Annotated in this window: 20 protein-coding genes and 1 pseudogene; 7 read left to right on the plus strand and 14 right to left on the minus strand. The window is 51.2% G+C overall.

Annotated features, from left to right (window positions below):
- Positions 1 to 489: pseudogene (locus PA598K_RS30795) on the minus strand (biotin synthase BioB); the annotation flags it as partial.
- Between the two features lie 202 nt (positions 490 to 691).
- Here PA598K_RS30795 and PA598K_RS30800 point away from each other — a divergent pair.
- Complete coding sequence (locus PA598K_RS30800; protein WP_128660611.1) at positions 692 to 1,498, plus strand: MerR family transcriptional regulator; 807 nt, start codon at positions 692 to 694, stop codon at positions 1,496 to 1,498.
- Positions 1,495 to 2,883: a serine hydrolase domain-containing protein gene (locus PA598K_RS30805; protein ID WP_128660612.1), complete on the plus strand. Its 1,389-nt coding sequence runs from the start codon at positions 1,495 to 1,497 to the stop codon at positions 2,881 to 2,883. The genes PA598K_RS30800 and PA598K_RS30805 overlap by 4 nt, the downstream gene beginning before the upstream one ends.
- Positions 2,884 to 2,973: 90 nt before the next feature.
- Here PA598K_RS30805 and PA598K_RS30810 read toward each other — a convergent pair whose 3' ends face one another.
- Together PA598K_RS30810 and PA598K_RS30815 are read right to left on the minus strand one after the other, a co-directional pair.
- Complete coding sequence (locus tag PA598K_RS30810; RefSeq protein WP_128660613.1) at positions 2,974 to 3,717, minus strand: DUF7638 domain-containing protein; 744 nt, start codon at positions 3,715 to 3,717, stop codon at positions 2,974 to 2,976.
- Between the two features lie 15 nt (positions 3,718 to 3,732).
- Positions 3,733 to 4,428, minus strand: a complete 696-nt coding sequence (locus tag PA598K_RS30815; protein WP_128660614.1) for a GntR family transcriptional regulator — start codon at positions 4,426 to 4,428, stop codon at positions 3,733 to 3,735.
- A 119-nt stretch (positions 4,429 to 4,547) separates the two neighbouring features.
- Here PA598K_RS30815 and PA598K_RS30820 point away from each other — a divergent pair, with 119 nt between their 5' ends.
- Both PA598K_RS30820 and PA598K_RS30825 read left to right on the plus strand, forming a co-directional pair.
- Positions 4,548 to 5,321 carry an SDR family NAD(P)-dependent oxidoreductase gene (locus tag PA598K_RS30820; protein ID WP_128660615.1) on the plus strand — a complete coding sequence of 258 codons (774 nt, stop codon included), beginning with the start codon at positions 4,548 to 4,550 and terminating at the stop codon, positions 5,319 to 5,321.
- A gap of 29 nt (positions 5,322 to 5,350) precedes the next feature.
- Positions 5,351 to 6,250, plus strand: a complete 900-nt coding sequence (locus PA598K_RS30825; protein WP_128660616.1) for a fumarylacetoacetate hydrolase family protein — start codon at positions 5,351 to 5,353, stop codon at positions 6,248 to 6,250.
- A gap of 145 nt (positions 6,251 to 6,395) precedes the next feature.
- On the opposite strand, the gene PA598K_RS30830 is transcribed toward PA598K_RS30825, so the two are convergent.
- The 4 genes from PA598K_RS30830 to PA598K_RS30845 are packed head-to-tail and all read right to left on the minus strand — an operon-like array spanning position 6,396 to position 8,839.
- Positions 6,396 to 6,974, minus strand: a complete 579-nt coding sequence (locus PA598K_RS30830; RefSeq protein ID WP_128660617.1) for a GNAT family N-acetyltransferase — start codon at positions 6,972 to 6,974, stop codon at positions 6,396 to 6,398.
- Positions 6,975 to 7,012: 38 nt separating this feature from the next.
- Complete coding sequence (locus PA598K_RS30835; RefSeq protein ID WP_128660618.1) at positions 7,013 to 7,441, minus strand: GNAT family N-acetyltransferase; 429 nt, start codon at positions 7,439 to 7,441, stop codon at positions 7,013 to 7,015.
- Positions 7,438 to 7,848, minus strand: coding sequence for an HIT family protein (locus PA598K_RS30840; RefSeq protein WP_128660619.1), 411 nt, complete (start codon positions 7,846 to 7,848; stop codon positions 7,438 to 7,440). The genes PA598K_RS30835 and PA598K_RS30840 overlap by 4 nt, the downstream gene beginning before the upstream one ends.
- Before the next feature lie 40 nt (positions 7,849 to 7,888).
- Positions 7,889 to 8,839: a carbon-nitrogen hydrolase family protein gene (locus PA598K_RS30845; RefSeq protein ID WP_128660620.1), complete on the minus strand. Its 951-nt coding sequence runs from the start codon at positions 8,837 to 8,839 to the stop codon at positions 7,889 to 7,891.
- A 227-nt stretch (positions 8,840 to 9,066) separates the two neighbouring features.
- Between PA598K_RS30845 and pdxR the strand changes: the two genes are divergently transcribed.
- Positions 9,067 to 10,509: a MocR-like pyridoxine biosynthesis transcription factor PdxR gene (gene pdxR, locus PA598K_RS30850; protein ID WP_128660631.1), complete on the plus strand. Its 1,443-nt coding sequence runs from the start codon at positions 9,067 to 9,069 to the stop codon at positions 10,507 to 10,509.
- 90 nt (positions 10,510 to 10,599) lie between these two features.
- Here pdxR and PA598K_RS30855 read toward each other — a convergent pair whose 3' ends face one another.
- Genes PA598K_RS30855 through cyoA form a run of 7 tightly spaced genes read right to left on the minus strand, consistent with a single transcriptional unit; the run spans position 10,600 to position 16,205 of the window.
- Positions 10,600 to 11,169 (minus strand): SCO family protein, encoded by a 570-nt coding sequence (locus PA598K_RS30855; RefSeq protein WP_128660621.1) that lies wholly within the window; start codon positions 11,167 to 11,169, stop codon positions 10,600 to 10,602.
- Positions 11,170 to 11,185: 16 nt separating this feature from the next.
- A complete protein-coding gene (locus PA598K_RS39115) occupies positions 11,186 to 11,494 on the minus strand; it encodes a c-type cytochrome (protein ID WP_185602327.1) in 309 nt (102 codons plus the stop codon).
- Between the two features lie 24 nt (positions 11,495 to 11,518).
- On the minus strand, positions 11,519 to 12,382 hold the full coding sequence (gene cyoE, locus PA598K_RS30865; protein ID WP_128660622.1) for a heme o synthase: 864 nt from the start codon (positions 12,380 to 12,382) through the stop codon (positions 11,519 to 11,521).
- A complete protein-coding gene (gene cyoD, locus PA598K_RS30870) occupies positions 12,379 to 12,708 on the minus strand; it encodes a cytochrome o ubiquinol oxidase subunit IV (RefSeq protein WP_128660623.1) in 330 nt (109 codons plus the stop codon). Before cyoD ends, cyoE begins: the two co-directional genes overlap by 4 nt.
- Positions 12,709 to 13,302 (minus strand): cytochrome o ubiquinol oxidase subunit III, encoded by a 594-nt coding sequence (cyoC, locus tag PA598K_RS30875; RefSeq protein ID WP_128660624.1) that lies wholly within the window; start codon positions 13,300 to 13,302, stop codon positions 12,709 to 12,711.
- A 6-nt stretch (positions 13,303 to 13,308) separates the two neighbouring features.
- Entirely contained in the window at positions 13,309 to 15,273 is a 1,965-nt protein-coding gene (locus PA598K_RS30880) for a cbb3-type cytochrome c oxidase subunit I (protein ID WP_128660625.1), read from the minus strand.
- A 23-nt stretch (positions 15,274 to 15,296) separates the two neighbouring features.
- Positions 15,297 to 16,205: a ubiquinol oxidase subunit II gene (cyoA, locus tag PA598K_RS30885; protein ID WP_376739098.1), complete on the minus strand. Its 909-nt coding sequence runs from the start codon at positions 16,203 to 16,205 to the stop codon at positions 15,297 to 15,299.
- A gap of 471 nt (positions 16,206 to 16,676) precedes the next feature.
- On the opposite strand from cyoA, the gene hisC reads away from it, so the two are divergent.
- Complete coding sequence (hisC, locus tag PA598K_RS30895; protein WP_376739099.1) at positions 16,677 to 17,810, plus strand: histidinol-phosphate transaminase; 1,134 nt, start codon at positions 16,677 to 16,679, stop codon at positions 17,808 to 17,810.
- Positions 17,811 to 18,059: 249 nt separating this feature from the next.
- Positions 18,060 to 20,330, plus strand: a complete 2,271-nt coding sequence (gene metE, locus PA598K_RS30900; protein WP_128660626.1) for a 5-methyltetrahydropteroyltriglutamate--homocysteine S-methyltransferase — start codon at positions 18,060 to 18,062, stop codon at positions 20,328 to 20,330.
- Positions 20,331 to 20,790 lie beyond the last annotated feature (460 nt).

The raw sequence follows: 20,790 nt of genomic DNA on the forward strand, positions 1-20,790 counted from the left end.
GGCCAGCCGCTCGGCCTGATCGTCCCGCAGCAGTCCGAGGCACGCGCAAATCTTCAGCGGCAGCGTCGCCCGGATCTCGCGGACGGCAGCGATCACCTGCTCCAGCTCCCTGTCCGTCGGCCCCTTGCCGGAGGCGACGATGCAGTAGGTGCCGGCCTTACGGCTCATCGCCTCGCGCGCGCCGGCGAGCAGCGTCTCCTTGTCCAGCATCGCATACTTGCTCACTGGCGCCGTCGAGACGATCGACTGCGAGCAATAGCCGCAATCCTCGGGGCAGAGGCCGCTTTTCGCATTGATGAGCATGTTGAGCTTGACCAGCCGTCCGTAATAATGCCTCCGCACCTCATAGGCCGCATGGAGGATCGGCAGCACCTCGTCATCGCCTGCCATCATCACCGCCAGAGCATCATCAGCCGCCACCCCCTCCCCTGCCAACGCCTTTGTCGCCAGACGGCTCCAATCCGTGGTACAGCTCGTCGTCTTAACCAACCTCTTTGTCCTCCTCCATGTTCCAACTAGCGATATATGTTAACCAATTTTATTTAACTATGGTTAACAATAAACGCAAAGTCATTGTAGCAAAGACGACACCTTGCTGTAAATACATTCATCTGTTTGGCAGCATAATGCAATTTGGACTTGAACCTACAGTTACTGGAGGTTATATAATGGGGCATGAGGAGGCGAGAGGATGGACCATACGCATTACTCGATCGGCAAATTTGCCGAATTAAGCGGAATACCGATCCGGACGCTTCACTACTATGAAGAGGCGGGACTGCTAGCTCCAAGCCGTCAGGATAATGGTCATCGGAGCTATGGCACAGCTGATTTGATCACCTTGCAAAAAATCATCGGCTTGAAGTCGCTTGGTTTCTCGCTGGAGCGCATCCGCCTTTTCCTGCATGATCGCGAGTCGGAGATGAGTCTCGACGAAACGCTGAGGTTGCAGCAGCAAGCGCTGCTGGCCTCCCGCGCCGAGCTGGACAAGTCGCTGGAAACCCTCGGAAGACTGCTCGCCATCCTGAAGCGTGACGGGCAGCTCGAGCATGAGATGATGTTCCTGCTGATCCGCAATATGCTTAGGGAGGACAAGCAGCGCAGCTGGGTGGCCGAGCATCTGTCGGAGCAGACAGCAGCTAACTTGTTCGATATCTCCGCAGATGCCACAGCCGAGCTGGATCGCGAGATGCTTGCCTTCGTGGATGCTGTCAAGCGTCTGTCCGTCGGCGCTCCGGATGCAGCGGAGGCTACTAACATGATCGGCCATTATGTGCAACGAGTGCTTGGTCTGCTCGATAGCCAGGCGATCGTCAACTTTGCGGAGATTCCTGAAGAGCAGCATGAACGGCTAAATCAATTGGTCGATCTCCCGTTCGACGAACGGGAGACAGCCTGGCTGGATCAGGCTCTGGCGCACTATGCGGAGCAATACGGTCTGCCTGGGCTGGACGAACAAAAGACCTCAAACCACAAACCAGAGGAGGAACAGATATGACAGGAGCAACACAGGAGCGGGCCGCGCAGCTGCGCGCGCTTATGGAGCATGTCAGAGAACATGCCAGCTTCCATGGCGTCATCCTGGTCGCCGAACAGGGCGCCCCGCTGCTCTGCGAAGCGATCGGAAATGCAGAAATTAACGCAGATCGGGTACGTCCGCTGACGACGGAATCGATGTTTGAGCTCGCTTCGGTGTCCAAGCCGATCACCGCCCTGGGCATCCTGCGCTTGCACCTCATGGCCAAATTGCAGCTCGATGACCTGATAGCCGATTGGCTGCCCGAGCTCCCTTATCCGGATATTACGGTCCGGCATCTGTTGACCCATACGTCCGGACTGCCGGATTATATGCAGCTATTCGCCGAGCAGTGGCACCCCGAACAGCGGGCTGTGAATGCCGATGTGCTGGATATGCTGATCGCGCATCGTCCCGATCCGCTCTTCGCGCCCGGCGAGCGCTGGATGTACAGCAATACGGGTTATATTATGCTCGCGATCTTGATCGAACGGATCAGCGGTCAGTCGTATGCCGACTTCCTGTCCGAGCAGATCTTCCAGACGCTCGGCATGACGCGTACGCGCGTCTACAATCGCCGGATGGACCCCGGAGCCGTTCCCGAGGACTTCGCCTGGGGCTATGTGTACCGACTGGAGCATGGCGGATATGTGCTGCCGGATGTGGTGCCGGAGCTGAATTATGTGGATTATCTGGACGGCTTGCAGGGCGACGGCATGGTGAACAGCACCGTCATGGACCTCCTGCGCCTCGATCGCGCCCTGTATGAGGATCGGTTGGTCCCTCCACAGCTGCGCGAAGCGATGTTCGCTCCTGTGACGCTCCATAACGGCGAAACATTCGACTACGGCTTGGGCTGGCTGATCGAGCAGCATCCGCAGCTAGGGCAAGCGGTCAGTCACAGCGGCGGGTGGCCCGGCTATGCCACGCAGTTCAAACGCTACATCGAGCAGGATGCCACGGTCATCCTCTTGCAAAACGGGGAACGCGGTTATGCGTATACGCACCAACTGCTTCATAGCATCGAACAGATCCTGGCCGGCGAACCGTACGACATCCCGCAGCCAGCAGCTCAACCCGCCATCATCTCGCTGACTCTAGCAGACTATGAGCCCTTGTTGGGCGACTATCAAATCACAGACGAACAGGGGCAATCAATAGGTGTGACAGTGTATACTGCACACGATCAGCTGTATATGAGACTGGGAAACAATATGACGCTGGGGTTATTGCCCCTCAGCAATCTGCGATTCTACGAACAACAGACATCGACCGAGCTGGAGTTCAGCACTGCTGAGGCAGGCAAAAGCATGCAATTCGTCTGGTATGAGCCTGACAGCGAAAATGTTGCGCATCGCGTAGAGTAAGTAGGTACGGGCGGGGAAGTGCGCTCTCGAGCTTTCCGAGACTGCACTTTCCGCCCATATGACTCGAACGCTCGCCCTTGAGCAAACCACCTACACTTCCCGCTTTTCATCCGGCCGGTAGATGATCCGTTGATAATCCCAATCTTTGCTATCCATATCGCCGAGATACATCCTCTCATGCTCCGGCACACGCTCGTACTTCTCTTTTAGCGCTTGCCGATAGTACTCTCTGGGGTCCTCGAGATATTGATAATAGGCTTCCCTACACTCCTCAAAGGAAGTCTTTACGCCGTTCAGCTTTTTGTGGCTATCGATGAGCTCATCGCGTTTATCCGCCAACGCCGCTGCATATCCGCCATCCGAGAGGGTGACTTCGCCCAGCTCTGGAAGAATGACGCTCGTCGGTTCATTCAGCTCTGTAAAGAAGGTCTGTTCGGTAAACCAATCCGATACTTCCTCTATGCGGAAATGAATATCACGGCCAGGAACATAACAAACCACCTCGCCATTTTTGTAGACGGCCATGGGAACCAGATAATATTGCTGTTCAACCTTCATGAAGATGGAAAAAACACTGCCATCAACCGTCTGGTAGAACAACTCGCGCTCGACTAGAAAAGGGACAGCTCTTGGCGAGTCTACTACTTTTCTTGATTGCTGCAATTGTTTTTGTGCGGTTGTTACCTGATAAATATTTTCACGCTCGCCGATCGCAAACTCGTCTTGTATGGATTGCCCCGATACCGTAGCATGAAATAGCTTCAGCACATGGTGCTCATCCAGCACCAACACATCCGCCGTTCTACCAGACGCCATCACGATAGGTTCATCCATCCCACATCCTCCAATTCAGAAAACCTTATAGATATCAATAATCGACAGGAGGTTCGCCAGCGTCTCCTCCAGATGCCGTTTTAGCTGGAGCTTGGCCCCCTCCTTGTCCCCATCCTCCAATGCCGCCAGGAAGCTTTGATGCTCCTGATGCGCCTGTTTGATGCGCTGCATATCCTGGAGATAGTAAGCGCGCACCATCTGGACATGTCCGTTCACCCTGTCGTACGAGTCCATGACGATCCGGTTGCCGGTCGAAGCGACAATCCTCCTATGCAGCTCAATATCCGCTTCCATCGCCCGCACGCCGTCATAGCTCGTCGAAGCGATCGCCGCCTCAAACCGATGGACGATCGCTATGAGGTCCTCTCTCTGCTGGTGCAGCGTCTGAAAGCCGCTCTCCAACGCGTACAGCTCGACCATCTCTCGGAACTGGAATAGTTCAATCAGATCCTGACGATAGATTCCCTTGACATAAATGCCTTGCCGAGGGACCGTCTTAATAAAGCCTTCGGCATCCAGCATGTTCAACGCATCCCGCACAGGAGTGCGGCTTACCCCGAGCTTCTCGGCGATTGCGACAGCATCGATTCGTTCATTGGGTGTGAAGTCACGCCTCATAATCATCTGCTTAAGCCTCTCATAGATCGCTTCCTTCAGGTCCTGCCGACCTGCCAGCTCCTGTTTGTCCAAGGCGTCCAAGTTGTTATCCATACGATCCCCGTCCTTTACGCTAATATATCACATGATATTAAGGGGAACAAGGTCGTCGGAGAACGCTATTGACATTGATATATGATCTGATATATTAGAGACAAGGAAGGGATGATACTATGAGACTGGCGAATAAAATCGCGATCATTACCGGCGCGGGGTCGGGCATCGGCAAAAGCACGGCGTTGCGTTTTGCTGCGGAGGGAGCCACTGTTATAATAAATGATCTACAGACCGACAGCGGATTGCAAACGGTTGCAGAGATCATCGAACAGCAGGGCCAAGCCTTGTTTGTCCAAGGGGATGTCACCGATGGCGCAGACATGAAGCAACTGGCCGATACGGTCATCGCGCGTTATGGCCGCATCGATATCCTCTTCAATAATGCCGGGATTAGCGGAATCGGCTTGCTGCACGAAATCGAGCCAGAGCAATGGGATCGCGTCATGTCGGTCAATGTGCGGGGCGTGTACATGCCGAGCAAATACGTGCTCCCGCATATGATGCAGCAGCGCTGCGGCAGCATCATCAATATGTCCTCCTGCATCGCGGAGATCGGTCTCGCCCGCAGAGCGCCTTACGCAGCTGCCAAGGGGGCCGTCCTTGCGCTGACCAAATCGATGCAGGTCGACTATGCCAGCTACGGCATTCGCATTAACGCGCTATTGCCGGGCACGATTTTCACGCCTTTTGTGGAGAACTACCTGAACACCTCCTACGACGACCCGCAAGCGGCGATTGCTTCGCTCAAAAAACGTCAGCTAAGCGGCGACTTGGGCCAGCCGGAGGATATTGCATACGGGGCTTTATTTTTGGCGTCGGATGAGTCAAAATTTATGATGGGCGCGCCATTCTATATCGATGGCGGCGCTACATTCGGAAAAGATGCCTGACGCATCGTGAAGCGGAGAGGAGCGCAATTATGAAGGTATTGAATTTTTATGATCAGGATAACATCAAGCTCGGCGTTCAGACAGACCAGGGGGTGCTCGATATCGCCGAGGCCGCTGCTCGCTTGGGGTATGACGCGATCCCGTTGGACATGCACGCGGTTATCGCAGACCATGCAGCCGCTGTACCCGCGCTGCGACAGTTGGCGGACGAAGCTTTGGCCAGTGAGGATCGCTCGACCTTCCTGCTGGACGAGCAGGCTTTGACGTTCGCGCCTTGCGTTCCGTCACCTGGCAAGATCATCTGTGTCGGACTTAATTATCGCAAGCATGCCGAAGAGACCAATTCGCCGATCCCCGATTTCCCTGTCCTGTTCAATAAATTCAACAACACGATCGCCGCGCCCGGACAAGATATCGCCTTGCCCAAAGCAACGTCTAGGGTGGACTATGAAGCGGAACTGGTCATCGTGATCGGCCAAAAAACGAAGTATGTATCGAAGGAAGAAGCGCTCAGCCATGTGTTCGGCTATTGCAATGTCAACGATCTGTCGGCGCGCGACTTGCAGAAGCGCACCTCACAGTGGATGCTAGGCAAAATATGCGATCATTTCTCTCCGCTCGGGCCCTATCTAGTGACAGCGGACGAAGTCGGGGACCCCAATGAGCTGGAGATCAAATGTACCGTTAACGGCGAGGTACGCCAGCATTCCAACACCTCAGACATGATCTTCAAGTGCGACGAAATCGTCAGCTATATCTCCCAGCATCTGACGCTGGAGCCCGGAGATATTATCCTGACCGGCACGCCTGAAGGGGTTGTCCTCGGCTATCCTAAGGAGAAGCGGGTCTATCTTCAGCCTGGCGATGTCGTCACGGTCGAGATCGAGAAGCTCGGCGCCTTGACGAATCGTATGGTGGAGGAAGCTTAAGCGTTAGGCCCCCTCCAAACAAAGCCCTGGCTCGCTTAAGGGATAGAATAGCTTCCTCGAGCGCTATGGCAGCCGCGTTACACCGCCCATCCCAAGTGAAGTCTTGCGATAGGCGGTGTAAGTGGCGCGAGGGCCCAAGGAATGATTATCCCTCCCCCGAACCGCTTACATACTCCTCCCTCAGAATCGAATATAGCTTCTGGTCCATGTATGTACCCTGAATGTTCAGCTGTTTTCGCAAAACCCCTTCAAAGGTTAGGCCCAGCTTTTCCATCACACGATACGAGCCGATATTATTAGCCCTACACCTGGCCTCGATTCTATTAAATCCAATCTCATGAAAAGCATAATTCAACAAGGGATAGGTAGCTTCAGTTGCGATCCCCTGATTCCAATACTGATCCGAAATCACGTAGCCCAACTCCGCCTTTTCATGCATGGGATCGATCAGGATCAGTCCCGTCCGGCCAATCAAGGTGTTGGTTTCCTTCCAGACGATGCCCCAATGGATGGCTTCCCTATTCTCGTATTGGTTCATCACCCTTTGAAGATAGCCGATGGTATCGTCCATCGTTTCATGTCTTCTCCATATCGTCTCGGCAGCTACGATCGGGCTTGAGGCCATTGCAAAATAGTCCGCGGCAACCTCGAGCGTTAATAGCCTCATTTGCAATCTTGCCGTTTCAAACCTCGGGGGACGATCAAACAGCTGATCCATATTCATCCGATATCCTCCTCAAAGTAGTGCCACACGTATACCGATTACTTCAGCTCTCGCTTGTGGATGACGCCAAACATCCCCGTCATGCCTGCATGGTTATGAAATCCGTATTGATTATAGAAGGCTTCTTTGCCCGCCGATGCAAATAAGCCGACAAATGCTTTTTCAGGCGCATTCGACTTTACATACTGTACTAATGTAGTCATAATCATCCTGCCGACGCCTTGATTTTGATGCTCTGGCTTGACGGCTATATCCTGAATGTAAAAATAGATGCTCCCGTCCCCTACGATTCTTCCCATGCCTACAATGTCATCCTTATCTTGTACGACAACACCAGCTATGGATTGACTTAAAGACTGTTCCGCCACTTCAAAATTGATGTACTCTGACCAGCCAACGGCATGACATAGCTCAATATACTCAGCCAGCGTAGGCACTCGGCTGTTTACTGTATATTCAGTTTTCATCGGATTCTATCTAACTCCTCTCTCATCTTCAACTTGACTTGTCCCAAGTCGTTATGCGACTTGTGGCCGGGTTCGACCCATCCGAATCCGTCCTCTTTATACCGCGGAAATACATGCATATGATAGTGATCCAGATCGTTGAATATTCCCCCGTTTTGAATGACGGTTATGCCGTCCGGTTGGTAAATCGCTTTGATTGCTTTGGAAAGAATGACCGAAGCCTTCATAATTGAGGACAACGTTGCTTCGTCGATCTCTTCCAGATCCTTGTAGTGCGATTTAGGCAGAATCAGTGTATGTCCTTCATTAAGCGGCTCGATGTCCAGGATACAGGTGATGTAATCATCTTCATACACGACATTGGTTTCTTCCATCTGGTGAGCCAACCGACAACCAAAGCAGTGCATAGCTAACACTTCCTTTCGTGCTTACAGTGTGATCTAGGGATTATTCGCTTCGCTGAACATTCACTTGCTTTTTGTCGTTCACGATCAATTGGAAAACATCCGGACGGCTGTAATGACCAACAACATCAAAGTCGAATCGGCTCTGGATCACTTCCGAGAGATCTAATGTGGCTATCAATATGCCCTCTTCGTTATAAAGCGGCGGCGCTACGTAATTGCCAAGCGGTCCAACGATTGCACTGCCGCCATTGCTAAGAACGTCATCATCGTTTTCGATATCCGAGTGGTGGGCCAGATCGGCAGGATAGCTCGATTTGGTCGCATATTGATTGCTGGACAGCACGAAGCAGCGTCCTTCACAAGCAATATGCCGGATCGTCGATTGCCACGTCTCGCGCGCATCCGCCGTGGGAGCAATGTAAATATCGATGCCCTGCGCATACATGGCGGTACGAGCGAGCGGCATATAATTTTCCCAACAAATCAGACCGCCGATTCGGCCGAACGGGGTATCGATGACGGTGAGCGTACTGCCATCCCCCTGTCCCCACAAGAGGCGTTCGGAGCCGGTCGGCACCAGCTTGCGATGCTTGCCGAGCAGCTTGCCATCGGGCCCCAGATAGATCATCGAGTTAAACAAGGTGCCTCTGCTGGACTCCTGATCTCGCTCGACTACGCCGATGACGAGATAGACCCCTAACTCCTTGGCCAGTTCGCCCAGCATCTCGGTGTCCGTCCCCGGAACGTCAATGGCGCTCTCCCAATACCGTTGCCAATCCCGTCTGCCTTCGGTCGTTCGGCTGCCGACGCGTGCGCCAAAGCTCAGTCCGCGCGGATACCCCGGCACAAACACCTCCGGGAACACCACCAAGCTTGCCCCCTTGCCGGCAGCCTCCCTGGTCATGCTCACAATCTTGTCGAGAGCCGACTGCTTATCGAACAGAATAGGCGAGGCTTGGACAATCGCCACTTGAACTTGACTGTTGCTCATACTGTCATCCCTCTCATTGTATGTTAAGGTTGCTTTTCACCTCTATTCTATAAGAAATGGCAGGAAAGACAACCATCCAATTATACGTTTGAGCGGCCATCCAAGTTCAACGCTCTGAAACAATTCAGCCATTTATTTTTTATAAAGAGCGGCCTCTTGTATGGATGACAGATGCTATGATTAAAATAACACGATGGCATTAGATAATATTAAAGAGGGTGATTATCATTCGGCAGCCGGACCGTCAAAGCAGCCAACCACTATATCAACAAATTGCCGATGACATTGAACAGCGAATTTCAAACGGTGAATTTACGCCCGGCAGTCTGTTGCCTTCAGAGCGAAAATTAGCCGAACGTCTAGGAGTAAATCGAAGTACGGTCATCCTTGCTTATTCGGAGCTTCGAGCACTTGGAATTATCGAAAGCCGAACCGGAAGCGGCACTCGTGTAGCTAAATTTAAATGGGGAGCCACACCCAAACATACGCCAAACTGGCATCGCTATGTAGAGGGTGGAAGCTTTTTACCGAATCTATCTTTTTTGCGTCGAGTCAGGGAAGCTTTACAAAAAGATAATCAACTCATAGATTTTGCCAGCAGCGAACTGGGGACCGACATTTCTCCGGTTGATGAAATGAATACTCTGATTGACGAGAACCACTATACCGATTATTTGGGCTACGACAATCCACAGGGATTTGCCCCCCTCAGAGAAGCGCTTGTCACACATCTGCATCAATATCGTGGCATTCGAGCGACGGCATCATCGATTCTTATCACTTCGGGCTCCCAACAATCACTTTATTTAATTACGCAGTGCTTGCTGGCTCCAGGGGATGCGGTAGCGATTGAAGATCCATCTTATTGCTACTCCTTGCCTATGTTTCAATCTGCAGGCCTTCGGCTGTTCCGTCTTCCTGTCGACGAGAAAGGCGTGCGTCCTGAGGATGTTCGTGAATTGTATAAAAAACATCGCATAAAAATGATTTTCATCAATCCTAACTATCAAAACCCGACGGGGACAGTGCTTAATGATGGTCGTAGAGCTGAGCTTCTCAATGTCGCGAGCGAGTTAGGGCTTCCGATTGTTGAAGATGATCCCTTTAGCTTGACTGGTTATGATGGAGCTATCCCCATGCCGCTTAAATCGACGGACCCGATTGGATCAGTTCTTTATATTGGCTCATTTTCTAAGATTGCGGCTCCTGGTTTGCGTGTCGGGTGGATGGTCGCTCCGCATTCCGTTGTTGAACGACTGGCTGATGCCAGACAGCAGATGGATTTTGGGCTAAGCGTTGTTCCACAGAAGCTTGCTGCCCAGTTTTTGAACTCCCACTATTTCCAACCTCATTTAGATCGACTGCGAATGCATCTGATCTATAAACGGGACTTATTGATTGCCTCCCTTCAGCAAGAGCTGTCAGAATTAATAAGCTTTTCGGTCCCTCAAGGAGGCTTGCATTTGTGGTGTAAAATCATTCCTAAGGTAAGTGATACCAAATTATTGGAAGAAGCGATACGGAATGGAGTAATCTTCATTCCTGGCAGTGTCTATGGCTCCGAGTCCGGTTATGTGAGATTCACTTATGCGAAGCCCAAGGCTGAGGATATCGCTGCTGGAATCTCGAGATTTGCCTCGTCGCTTCGAGCTGTCCTGGGATTAACCTAAGAAGAGATGGGGAAGATCGCCCCGGGAGCATCACAGCTTGTGTTTGATGCTCCCGGACGATCGTAGAGAGGCGATGTTAGAGCGAGTGCCTTATTTCTGAAGGTCCTTCACTTTTTTAATGATTTTAGTATAAGGAGGATTCATGCCGTCATATTTGGCTACCACATGGCCCGACTGATCGACCAGGTTAAAATTCGCATCATGGATAACTTGATCTGACGCAGTATCCTTGCCAATCGTGGTTTTGAAGGAACGTAACACAAAGGACTTAATCTCATGAAATTCATACCCCGTCAGAGCATTCCAATTGCTAAAATCCGCATCAAATTTTTCAAGGTATTGCTTTAGGGCAGCCGGATCATCCCGTTCTGGATCGACAGAAAAAGAAATCAGCTCCACTTCTACTCCCTCCGACTTCAATCGTTTTTGAAGCTCCGCCATGTTCGCCGACATCGTCGGACATATCGTTTCGCAATAGGTGAAGACTAGATCGGCAATCCATACTTTTCCTTCCAGATCAGATAATGAAACACGTTGATCGTCTTGGTTAGTATAGTCGAATGGCTGTACTGGGTAATTGTAACGATAAAAGGATTGACCGCATGCCGTAGTTATTATAATGATGATACTCAACATGCCCGCCAGCATTACACGTTTCATATCGAACCTCCTAAATCTATTTGCTTTTGACCAACCACTCCGCCAGAATCTCAATCTCTTTGTTGGCCATTCGGTTCTTATACGAGGGCATCCCTTGGGATCCATCCTGTATGATGTCCATCACTTGTTGTTGTGTCATCCTAGAGGCAATGTCACGCAGGTCAGGTCCATTCCTCCCGCTTCGATCAACGGCATGGCAAGAGATACATCTATTTTTGTACAAGGCTGTAGCCTCTTGATCGGTCGAACGCAATGAATCTTGGCGGCTGCAGCCGATGAGCGAGATGACTATAACGGCAAGTATGCCAACAAGAGTAACTCTCAACCTAATCTCTCCTCCCCGGATCTATTAGAAGGGGCGCCCCGTCGTATCCAATATCATGAACAGAAAGACGAACATCAAATAATTAACGGATATTAGAAAATTCGTCCTGGCCCAACTGTCGTTATTCGATGCTGAAGGCCCTCTTAAGGTATGCCAACACCACACCACTCCGGCCAGCAAAGAAACCATGAGAAAAACGGCTCCGGCGTATTCGTAAATGTAGATCAAAGCAACCGTTGGCAGAAGCAAAACCACATAGGGAATCATCTGCAGTTTGGTCCGACGAATCCCTTTGCGTACGGGTAATAATGGATATCCAGCGGCTGTATATTCATCGACACGTCGGATGGCAAGAGACCAGAAATGAGCAGGCTGCCATAAGAACAACAATGCGAACAACAGCAGGGCGCCTGTGTCGATTTCATGGGTGACCGCACAGTATCCAATAACGGGAGGCATCGAACCTGATATTCCCCCCAGAGAGGTGCTCCACGTCGACGAGCGCTTCAACCACATCGTATATACGACGATATAGACGAACATCCCCAGCAAGCCAAGCCAGCCGCACAGCCTATTTACTTTCCAGAACAGCACCAGCTCTCCCGCCACCCCAAGCGCAAGGGCATACAGCAGTACACCCCGTATGTTCAGACGACCGGTAGCCAGCGGTCTGTCCTTCGTTCGACTCATCTTCTGATCCAGCTTCCAATCCCAGATATTATTGATGACGCACGCGGAAGCCATCGTCAAGGAGGTGCCCAGCAGCATCCACAATAGAAGAAGCCAATTATAGTTCCATTGAGAGGCCAGCCAAAATCCCGCAAAAGCCGCAATCAGATTCAGTTGGAGAATTCTCGGCTTGGTCAAGTCAATCCAGTCTCTAATCATGTCGCCACCATATTAAACATCATGATCCAAACAGAGCCAACGACGATTAGAAGTAAAATAAACAGTCCGAGAATCAAAGTCACCAGATTGTAGCGCGGCTTTTTCTCCTCACGCAAATGCATGAAATAAATGAGTTGGACAATAAACTGCAATACCGCCGCTGTCATCAATACAATAACGTTAGCTGTCCCTTTGAGCCAATCATTCCATACAATGGTGACTGGAATGATCGTCAACACAATCGACAATATAAAGCCGATCGTATACGATCTCAGGGAGCCATGGCTCTGCTCGTCGTGCGAAGCTGCTGCATTATGTCCAGCCATCTAGCTCACCCCCATCAAGTACACCATGGTTAACACGAAAATCCAGACCACATCCAGGAAGTGCCAGAACAAACTAAGAACATTAACTTTACGCTTCGTTACAGGCGTAATCCCATGTTTCGCCAACTGCATAATTAAGGCCACCATCCAGACTAAGCCAAACGTGACGTGGAGTCCATGCGTGCCGACCAACGTATAAAACGAGGAGAGAAAAGCGCTCGTACCGATGGTCGCACCTTCATTCACAAGATGGACAAACTCTGTTACTTCGAGCACGATAAAGGAAGCGCCGAGTATTGCGGTAACACCAAGCCAGCCCATTAATGCTCTGACCTTCCCTTTATTCATAGCCAGCACAGCGAGACCGCTCGTATAGCTGCTGGTCAGCAAAATAAACGTACTTGCGATAACACCGCCAATCTGGAATAAATCCTCCGGTCCCGGCCCTCCATCGCGGTTGCCTTGCAACACAATATAGGTCGCAAAAAGCGTTGCGAATATAATGACATCTGTCATCAGATAAATCCAAAATCCAAACGTCTTGACTTCTTCCATATCTGGATGGTCGTGTTGCTCTGATACCAATGAAGCCATCTGTCATTACCTCCTTGTCGCAGCTTCTGTGCGCTTAATTTCTTCCACGGGAATGTAATAATCTGTGTCGTAGTTGAATGAGTGAATAAGCATACATAACGCTACGCCAGCCAGACCGCCGATGATTAACCATAGCCAGTCAAATACAAACCCGAATCCCGCGGCAAACCAAAACATGGACATTACAAACGGAAGACCTGAATTTTTGGGCATATGGATCGGTTCCAACTGGACAGGCAACGAAGCGACGGGTGTCTTTTTCCTGCGCTCCTTCTCCTCCCACCATTCATCTTGCGAAGAGACTTGTGGCAGTGTTGCAAAATTGTAGTAGGGTGCCGGGGACGGCAGCGACCACTCCAAGGTTCGTCCATTCCATGGATCCCCGGTCGTATCTTTTTGCAAATGCTTGTAGCTGTAAATGATTTGCCATACTTGAAATACGAAGGCAATCCCCATCAATACGGCCCCAATGGTGGAAACCAGGTTCATCTCAAACCACCCCTTGTCCCATCCATACGTCACCACTCTCCGTGTCATCCCCATCAATCCGAGCACATATTGCGGCATAAAGCAGACATAGAATCCGATATTCCAAAACCAGAACGCCCATTTCCCTATACGTTCGTTCAGTTTGAAACCGAATAGCTTGGGCCACCAATAATAGAGGCCGGCAAAGTATCCAAAAACGACACCGCCTATGATCGTATTGTGAAAGTGAGCAACAAGGAAGTAGCTGTTGTGGAATTGAAAGTCAGCCGGAGCCACGGACAGCAACACCCCGGTCATCCCTCCGATGATAAAACACACAATAAATCCCATCGTCCAAAGCATTGGTGTTTCGAAGGTGATTTTTCCACGGAACATCGTAAAGAGCCAATTAAATACTTTGACCCCCGTAGGAATCGCAATGAGCATCGTCGTAAGTGCAAACACCGTATTCACCCCTGCGCCCGAGCCCATCGTAAAGAAGTGATGCGCCCATACCAGGAAAGATAAAATACTAATGATCATCATCGCATAGACCATTGATTTGTAGCCAAACAGCTTCTTCTTGGAGAAGGTCGCTACGATCTCAGAGAAAATACCAAAGGCCGGAAGAATAATAATGTAAACCTCGGGATGTCCCCACATCCAGATCAAGTTAATATACATCATCGGATTCCCGCCGCCATCCAGGGTGAAGAAATGAGCGCCTAGGTAGCGATCCAGGAACAGTAACGCGAGAGTTGCCGTAAGGATAGGAAAAGAAAAGATAATTGCGATACAGCTCGAGAGCACTGACCAAGGGAACATCGGCATCTTCATTAATTTCATGCCGGGAGCACGCATCTTCAAAATCGTCACGATAAAGTTAATTCCTGTCATCAAGCTCCCGATCCCCGAGATCTGAATTCCCCAAATGTAAAAATCCTGGCCTACACCCGGATTGAACATTTTCTCCGAATACGGTGGATAGGCGAGCCAGCCTGCATCCGGAAAGCCTCCAATGACAAAGGAGAGGTTAAATAGCATGGCGCCGGCGAAAAACAGCCAGAAGCTGAGCGCATTCAAAAAGGGATAGGCAACATCGCGCGCTCCGATCTGCAAAGGCACCATCACATTAAATAACCCAAACATAAAAGGCATCGCCATAAACAAAATCATAATGACGCCATGCGTCGTAAATATCTGGTTGTAATGGTCCGGTGACAACAGGCTCAACTCCGGTGCGGTCAACTGTGCCCGCATCAGGAGCGCATCCACCCCGCCTCGGAACAGCATGATAAAGGCGGATAGAATGTACAAAATGCCTATTTTTTTATGATCCACCGTCGTTAGCCATTCACGCCATAGCCACTTCCATTTTTTAAAGTAAGTGAGCGTAAATACTATGGCAATAATCGTTAAAGCAATGCTCACATCCGCCCCATAAATTAATGGATCGCCCGTCACAAAAAATTCCGAAGCAAAGGCTTTGATCTTTTCCCACATGGGTAATCTTTCCTTTCGTTACGCTACTCCTGGATCTTTATTGTTTGGATATCTTTCCAGGACAAGCCATGATTATGCGAAGCGCCATACTTGGTAACGGTCATCTCAAATAAGCCCTCCGGAAATTCGGAGAAGGTCTGAACCTCCGAAGCGGCAGGTTCTGCCAACCGTTTATAGCCCTCCAAGGTAAGCTTCGGGGCCGTCGTCTTAATCTCACTCACCCATTGGTCGAACGCCTCGCGCGTTGTCGATTCGACATCAAAGGACATCTTGGCAAACTCTCGGCCGGTAAAGTTCGCACCAGACCCCCAATAATTGCCAACCTCATCTGCTTGCAAGTAAAGCGTCATGGCCATCCCTGACATTGCATAGATTTGGCCGCCTAACTGCGGAATCCAAAACGAATTCATCGGTGAATCCGCAGTAACCTCAAAGCGGATCGGGACCCCTGCCCGAAACTGAACCCGATTGACAGTGGCAATTCCTTGCTCCGGATATTGAAACAACCATTTCCAATCCAGGGAAGTCACTTGAATGGTTAGCGGCTTTTGGTCCGACACTAGCGGCTTGGATGGCTCCAGAGCAAACGTGTACCTGGCGGTAATGATGCCGAGAATGATAATAATAACAATAGGAACCCCCCACCAGATGACTTCCAGCTTCGTACTATGCTCCCACTCTGGCGTATACTTCGCAGTTCGCCCCTTTTTGTCCCGATAACGCCAAGCAATGAAGGCCATAAGAAGAAGAACTGGGATGATGACAATACACGCCAACAGAGTCGAAATCACCATTAAATCCCGTTGCTGCTCCGCAATTGGCCCTTTCGGATTCAGTACAATGATGCTTTCTGTACTACATCCAGTGACCGTCAAGAAGAGGCACAGAATGAACAAGCAAGCCGTCCAACGGCCCGCCCTGGGCATTTTCACACTTCTCATCTCCTAACAACTTGATTTTCTGAGTTTCCACAAACGTATCGCAATATCGGTCCGCACGCAGAACAGAGCTATAGCCAAGACCTTGTGAAGCAGACTCGTAAACAGATATGTATTTTCATCAGCTATCGTTGCAGACAGCAATCCGCCGCTGCCAATTTGTCCGACTTCCCGCTCATGTCTACTGCAAACCAACGCTTCCGGAAGCGATCATCGGGATATGGCCAAATCATCCAACTCCTCATTCTCTTAATTTGCAGTCGCATCATATCGACTTGTGTAGACGCAACCTTTGTTTATCGTAAAAGGATCCTGTATTAACGTAACCCTCCACTTTTACTTTTTTTGCTCCAGCCATTGCTACCTGTACTATCAAGCGATCAAGTGGATCGGTGGAAACTAGAAAAATTGGATGGTTACTAAAAAAACTTGAAGCGGTACAGTGAGGGAAGGAGCAAAAAAAAAATGATTGCGAGGTCATTTATGATGTCTATGGAGAAGAAGCCCCTAGCGCGGAAGACAATCCAGAATATTAACCCTTATATTCCCGGAAAACCGATCTGGGAGCTGCAAGAGGAGTTAGGCTTATCCGAAGTAATCAAATTAGCCTCGAACGAAAATCCTTTGGGTGCTTCGCCGAGAGTCCGAGATGCTATAACTGCATCTGTGGCAAATATTCATCGGTATCCTGACGCGGGTACATGGGCCTTAAGACAAAAGCTTGCCGCACAGTTAGCGACGACACCCGAGCAATTAATTGTTACCAACGGCGGCGATGAGCTGATCACCCTCGTAGCCGAGACATTCCTCGAGCCCGGAGACGAGATGATCATAGTCTCCCCTTCCTTTAGCGAATATGAGTTTGGTGCCCATCTGATGGGAGCACAGGTTATTACCGTTCCGCTGGATAACCAATTCAGGTTTAATCCCGCTACGATACTTGGAGCCGTAACCGCGCACACCAAGATACTATGCCTATGTTCGCCCAACAACCCTACGGGCACCTACCTGCCCAAGTCCGATTTACAATACATCATGGATCGTTTGCCCAAGCATGTTATCGTATTATTCGATGCAGCATACAGTCACTATGCGACCGCAGCGGATTATACCAATGGACTGGAATTTATCCGTGAGGGATATCCCCTAATCGTGCTTCAGACCTTCTCGAAAATCTATGGCTTAGCTGGCTTGCGAATTGGGTATGGGGTGGCTTCGGAGGAGCTGATCCGCAGCCTACTGAAGGTGAAGGAGCCCTTTAGTGTCAATGCGTTAGCTCAAGTAGCAGCCTGTGCAGCGCTCGAGGATCAAGAGCATTTCCAGTTGTCTTTACAGGTGAACAGCCAGGGACGAGATCAGCTTTGCCACGCTTTTGAGGAGCTTGGCCTTTCGTTCATCAAGACTATGAGCAACTTCGTGTTAGTAGAGCTAGGCTCACAAGCGAAGGACATCTATGAACAGCTGATGAAGCAAGGCATTATCGTGCGTTATGGGGGAACATGGAATCTCCCACATCACGTTCGAATTTCTGTCGGGACCAAAGCGGAGAATGCACGACTGATTGATCATTTGACCAATCTAAGCAGACCGAGAGCTTGATATACAAGAGCTTCAGTCACTGTTGAGACAGTGGAATACGATTGAGGAAACGCAGCGAGGCAGCACAATGGCATATAGCATTGTCGGGCACAAAGCGTGTTCTGCGGGGTCTTTTTGCTCGATCTTTCTCACCATTCATCCCTATAGCCAAAAGCTATACCCAGCTATAGTTTATATGTGTTTCCCAATAACAACCTCCTCGCTCTATACTAAGCACAGCAAACATGAACATTGAAGGGGTTGTTATCATTGAAAACATCCATTATCGGTTACCCGCGCGTCGGCGCATTGCGCGAGCTTAAATTTGCCTCTGAAAAATATTTTAAAGGAACGCTTCCTGTCGAAGAACTGCAGCAGACGGCGGCTCGGCTCAGAGCGGCACACTGGAAGCTGCAGCAGGAGAATGGCATTGACTTCATTCCGTCCAACGACTTTTCCTTCTACGACGGTCTGCTGGATACGGCTTGCCTGCTCGGGATTATCCCGCAAAGATATCAAGCGCTTGGCCTGAGCCCGCTGGAGACGTACTTCGCGATGGCGCGCGGCTATCAAGGCGACAAAGGCGACGTCAAAGCGCTCGCCATGAAAAAATGGTTCAACACCAACTACCACTACATGGTTCCCGAGATCGACGATACGACCACGATCCAGCTCGCCGGATCGAAGCTGTTCGACGAATACAACGAGGCCAAGCAACAAGGCATCGAGACGAAGCCTGTCCTGATCGGAGCGTTCACGCTGCTGAAGCTCGCGAGATTCACCGGCGAGAAGAAGGTGAAGGATGTCGTACCTGCGATCATCGAAGCGTATACGGCTGTCCTGAACCAACTGAACACGCTCGGCGCGGCATGGCTGCAGCTTGATGAGCCTGCATTGGTTACAGATCTGACGGCAGAGGATCAAGCGCTGTTCAGCGAGCTGTACCAAGGTATCCTCTCCGCCAAAGGCAGCTTGAAGGTCGTCGCGCAAACGTACTTCGGCGACATCCGCGACTGCTACGAAACGGTTCAAGCGCTCGCATTTGACGGTATCGGCATCGACTTCGTCGAAGGCAAGCAATCGCTCGACCTCGTGCGCAAGCATGGCTTCGCGAGCGACAAGGTGCTGTTCGCCGGCGTCATCAACGGCAAAAACATCTGGAAAAACGAATACAAAAAAACGATCGGCCTGCTCCGCGAAATCGGCGAGCATGCAAGCCAGGTCGTACTCGGCACCTCCTGCTCGCTGCTCCATGTGCCTTACTCGCTGAAGCACGAGACGAAGCTGACCGCTACGAACAAGCAATACTTCGCCTTTGCAGAAGAAAAGCTGCGCGAGCTCTCCGAGCTGAAGTCGATCCTCGAGGCGTCCAGCCCGGAAGCCTCCGCGCTCTACACCGAGAATGAGCAGCTGTTCGCCGCCTCCCGTCTGACCAACGACAACTCGGTGCAGCAGAGAGTCGCCGGATTGACGGACGCCGACTTCACCAGGCTGCCTGCATTCGAGGAGCGCGAAGCGATCCAGAAAGAGAAGTTCAATCTGCCGTTGCTGCCGACAACGACGATTGGCTCGTTCCCGCAGACGGCTGAAGTCCGGGCCAACCGCGCCGCCTTCAAAAAGGGCAACGTGACGGAGGAGCAATACAAGCAATTCAACTTTGACCGTATCGCGGAGTGCATCGCCCAGCAGGAGGAAATCGGCATCGATGTTATCGTGCATGGCGAATACGAGCGCAATGACATGGTCGAGTACTTCGGCGAATGCCTGGACGGCTTCATCTTCACCGAAAACGCCTGGGTGCAGTCGTACGGAACGCGCTGCGTCAAACCGCCGATCGTATGGGGCGACATTAGCCGCAGCAAGCCGATGACAGTAGAATATTCCGCGTATGCGAAGAGCCTCACCGACAAGCTGGTCAAGGGCATGCTGACCGGTCCGGTCACGATCTTGAACTGGTCGTTCCCTCGCGAGGATATCAGCCTCAAGGAGAGCGCCCTGCAGATCGGTCTGGCGATTCGCGACGAAGTGCTCGACCTCGAAGCCAACGGTATCGAGATTATCCAGATCGACGAAGCCGCACTGAGAGAAAAGCTGCCGCTGCGTAAATCCGACTGGCAGAGCGAATATCTGAGCTGGGCGATCCCTGCCTTCAGACTCGTACACAGCGGAGTCAAAGCCGAAACGCAAATTCATACGCATATGTGCTACAGCCAGTTTAGCGATATCATCCGCGATATCGATGCGATGGACGCCGATGTCATCACCTTCGAGGCGTCGCGCTCGGATCTCGCGCTCATCGATACGCTGAACGAATGCGGCTTCCGCACAGAGGTCGGCCCGGGCGTATACGATATCCACTCGCCGCGCATCCCTAGCGTCGACGAGCTGAAGCAAGGGCTAAGCCGCATGCTCGACAAAATCGAGGTCTCCAAGCTGTGGGTGAACCCGGACTGCGGACTAAAAACGCGCGGCGTCACCGAGACGTGGGCCAGCTTGAAAAACCTGGTCCAGGCCGCCAAGGAAGTTAGAGCTACGCTGTAATTAACGGGCGGGGCGGGGCGCGCTTGCCCCCTGGCGCTCGCCCCGCCCCCTTGCACTTGCACCGCTATCTATGAGCAGACAAAGCCCCAACGCCCTTTCGCTTCCATCAGGAAGTCGAAAGGGCGTTGGGGCTATCTGCGCGTTGTTTCCCCGGCGAAGCCTGAACTACAATCGTAAAACGGCCCGATCTGTGCGAAATATCGCACAAGTAGCGACGCTAATCGTCCAAACAGACCCAATCTGTGCGAAATATCGCACAAGTGGCGACGCTAAACGGCCAAAGGCCCGGATCTGTGCGAAATATCGCACAAGTAGCGACGCTAAACGGCCAAACCGACCCGTTCTGTGCGAAATATCGCACAAGTAGCGACGCTAATCGTCCAAACAGACCCGATCTGTGCGAAATATCGCACAAGTAGCGACGCTAAACGGCCAAAGGCCCCGATCTGTGCGAAATATC

Source organism: Paenibacillus sp. 598K (assembly GCF_003851045.1).
Classification (GTDB): domain Bacteria; phylum Bacillota; class Bacilli; order Paenibacillales; family Paenibacillaceae; genus Paenibacillus_D.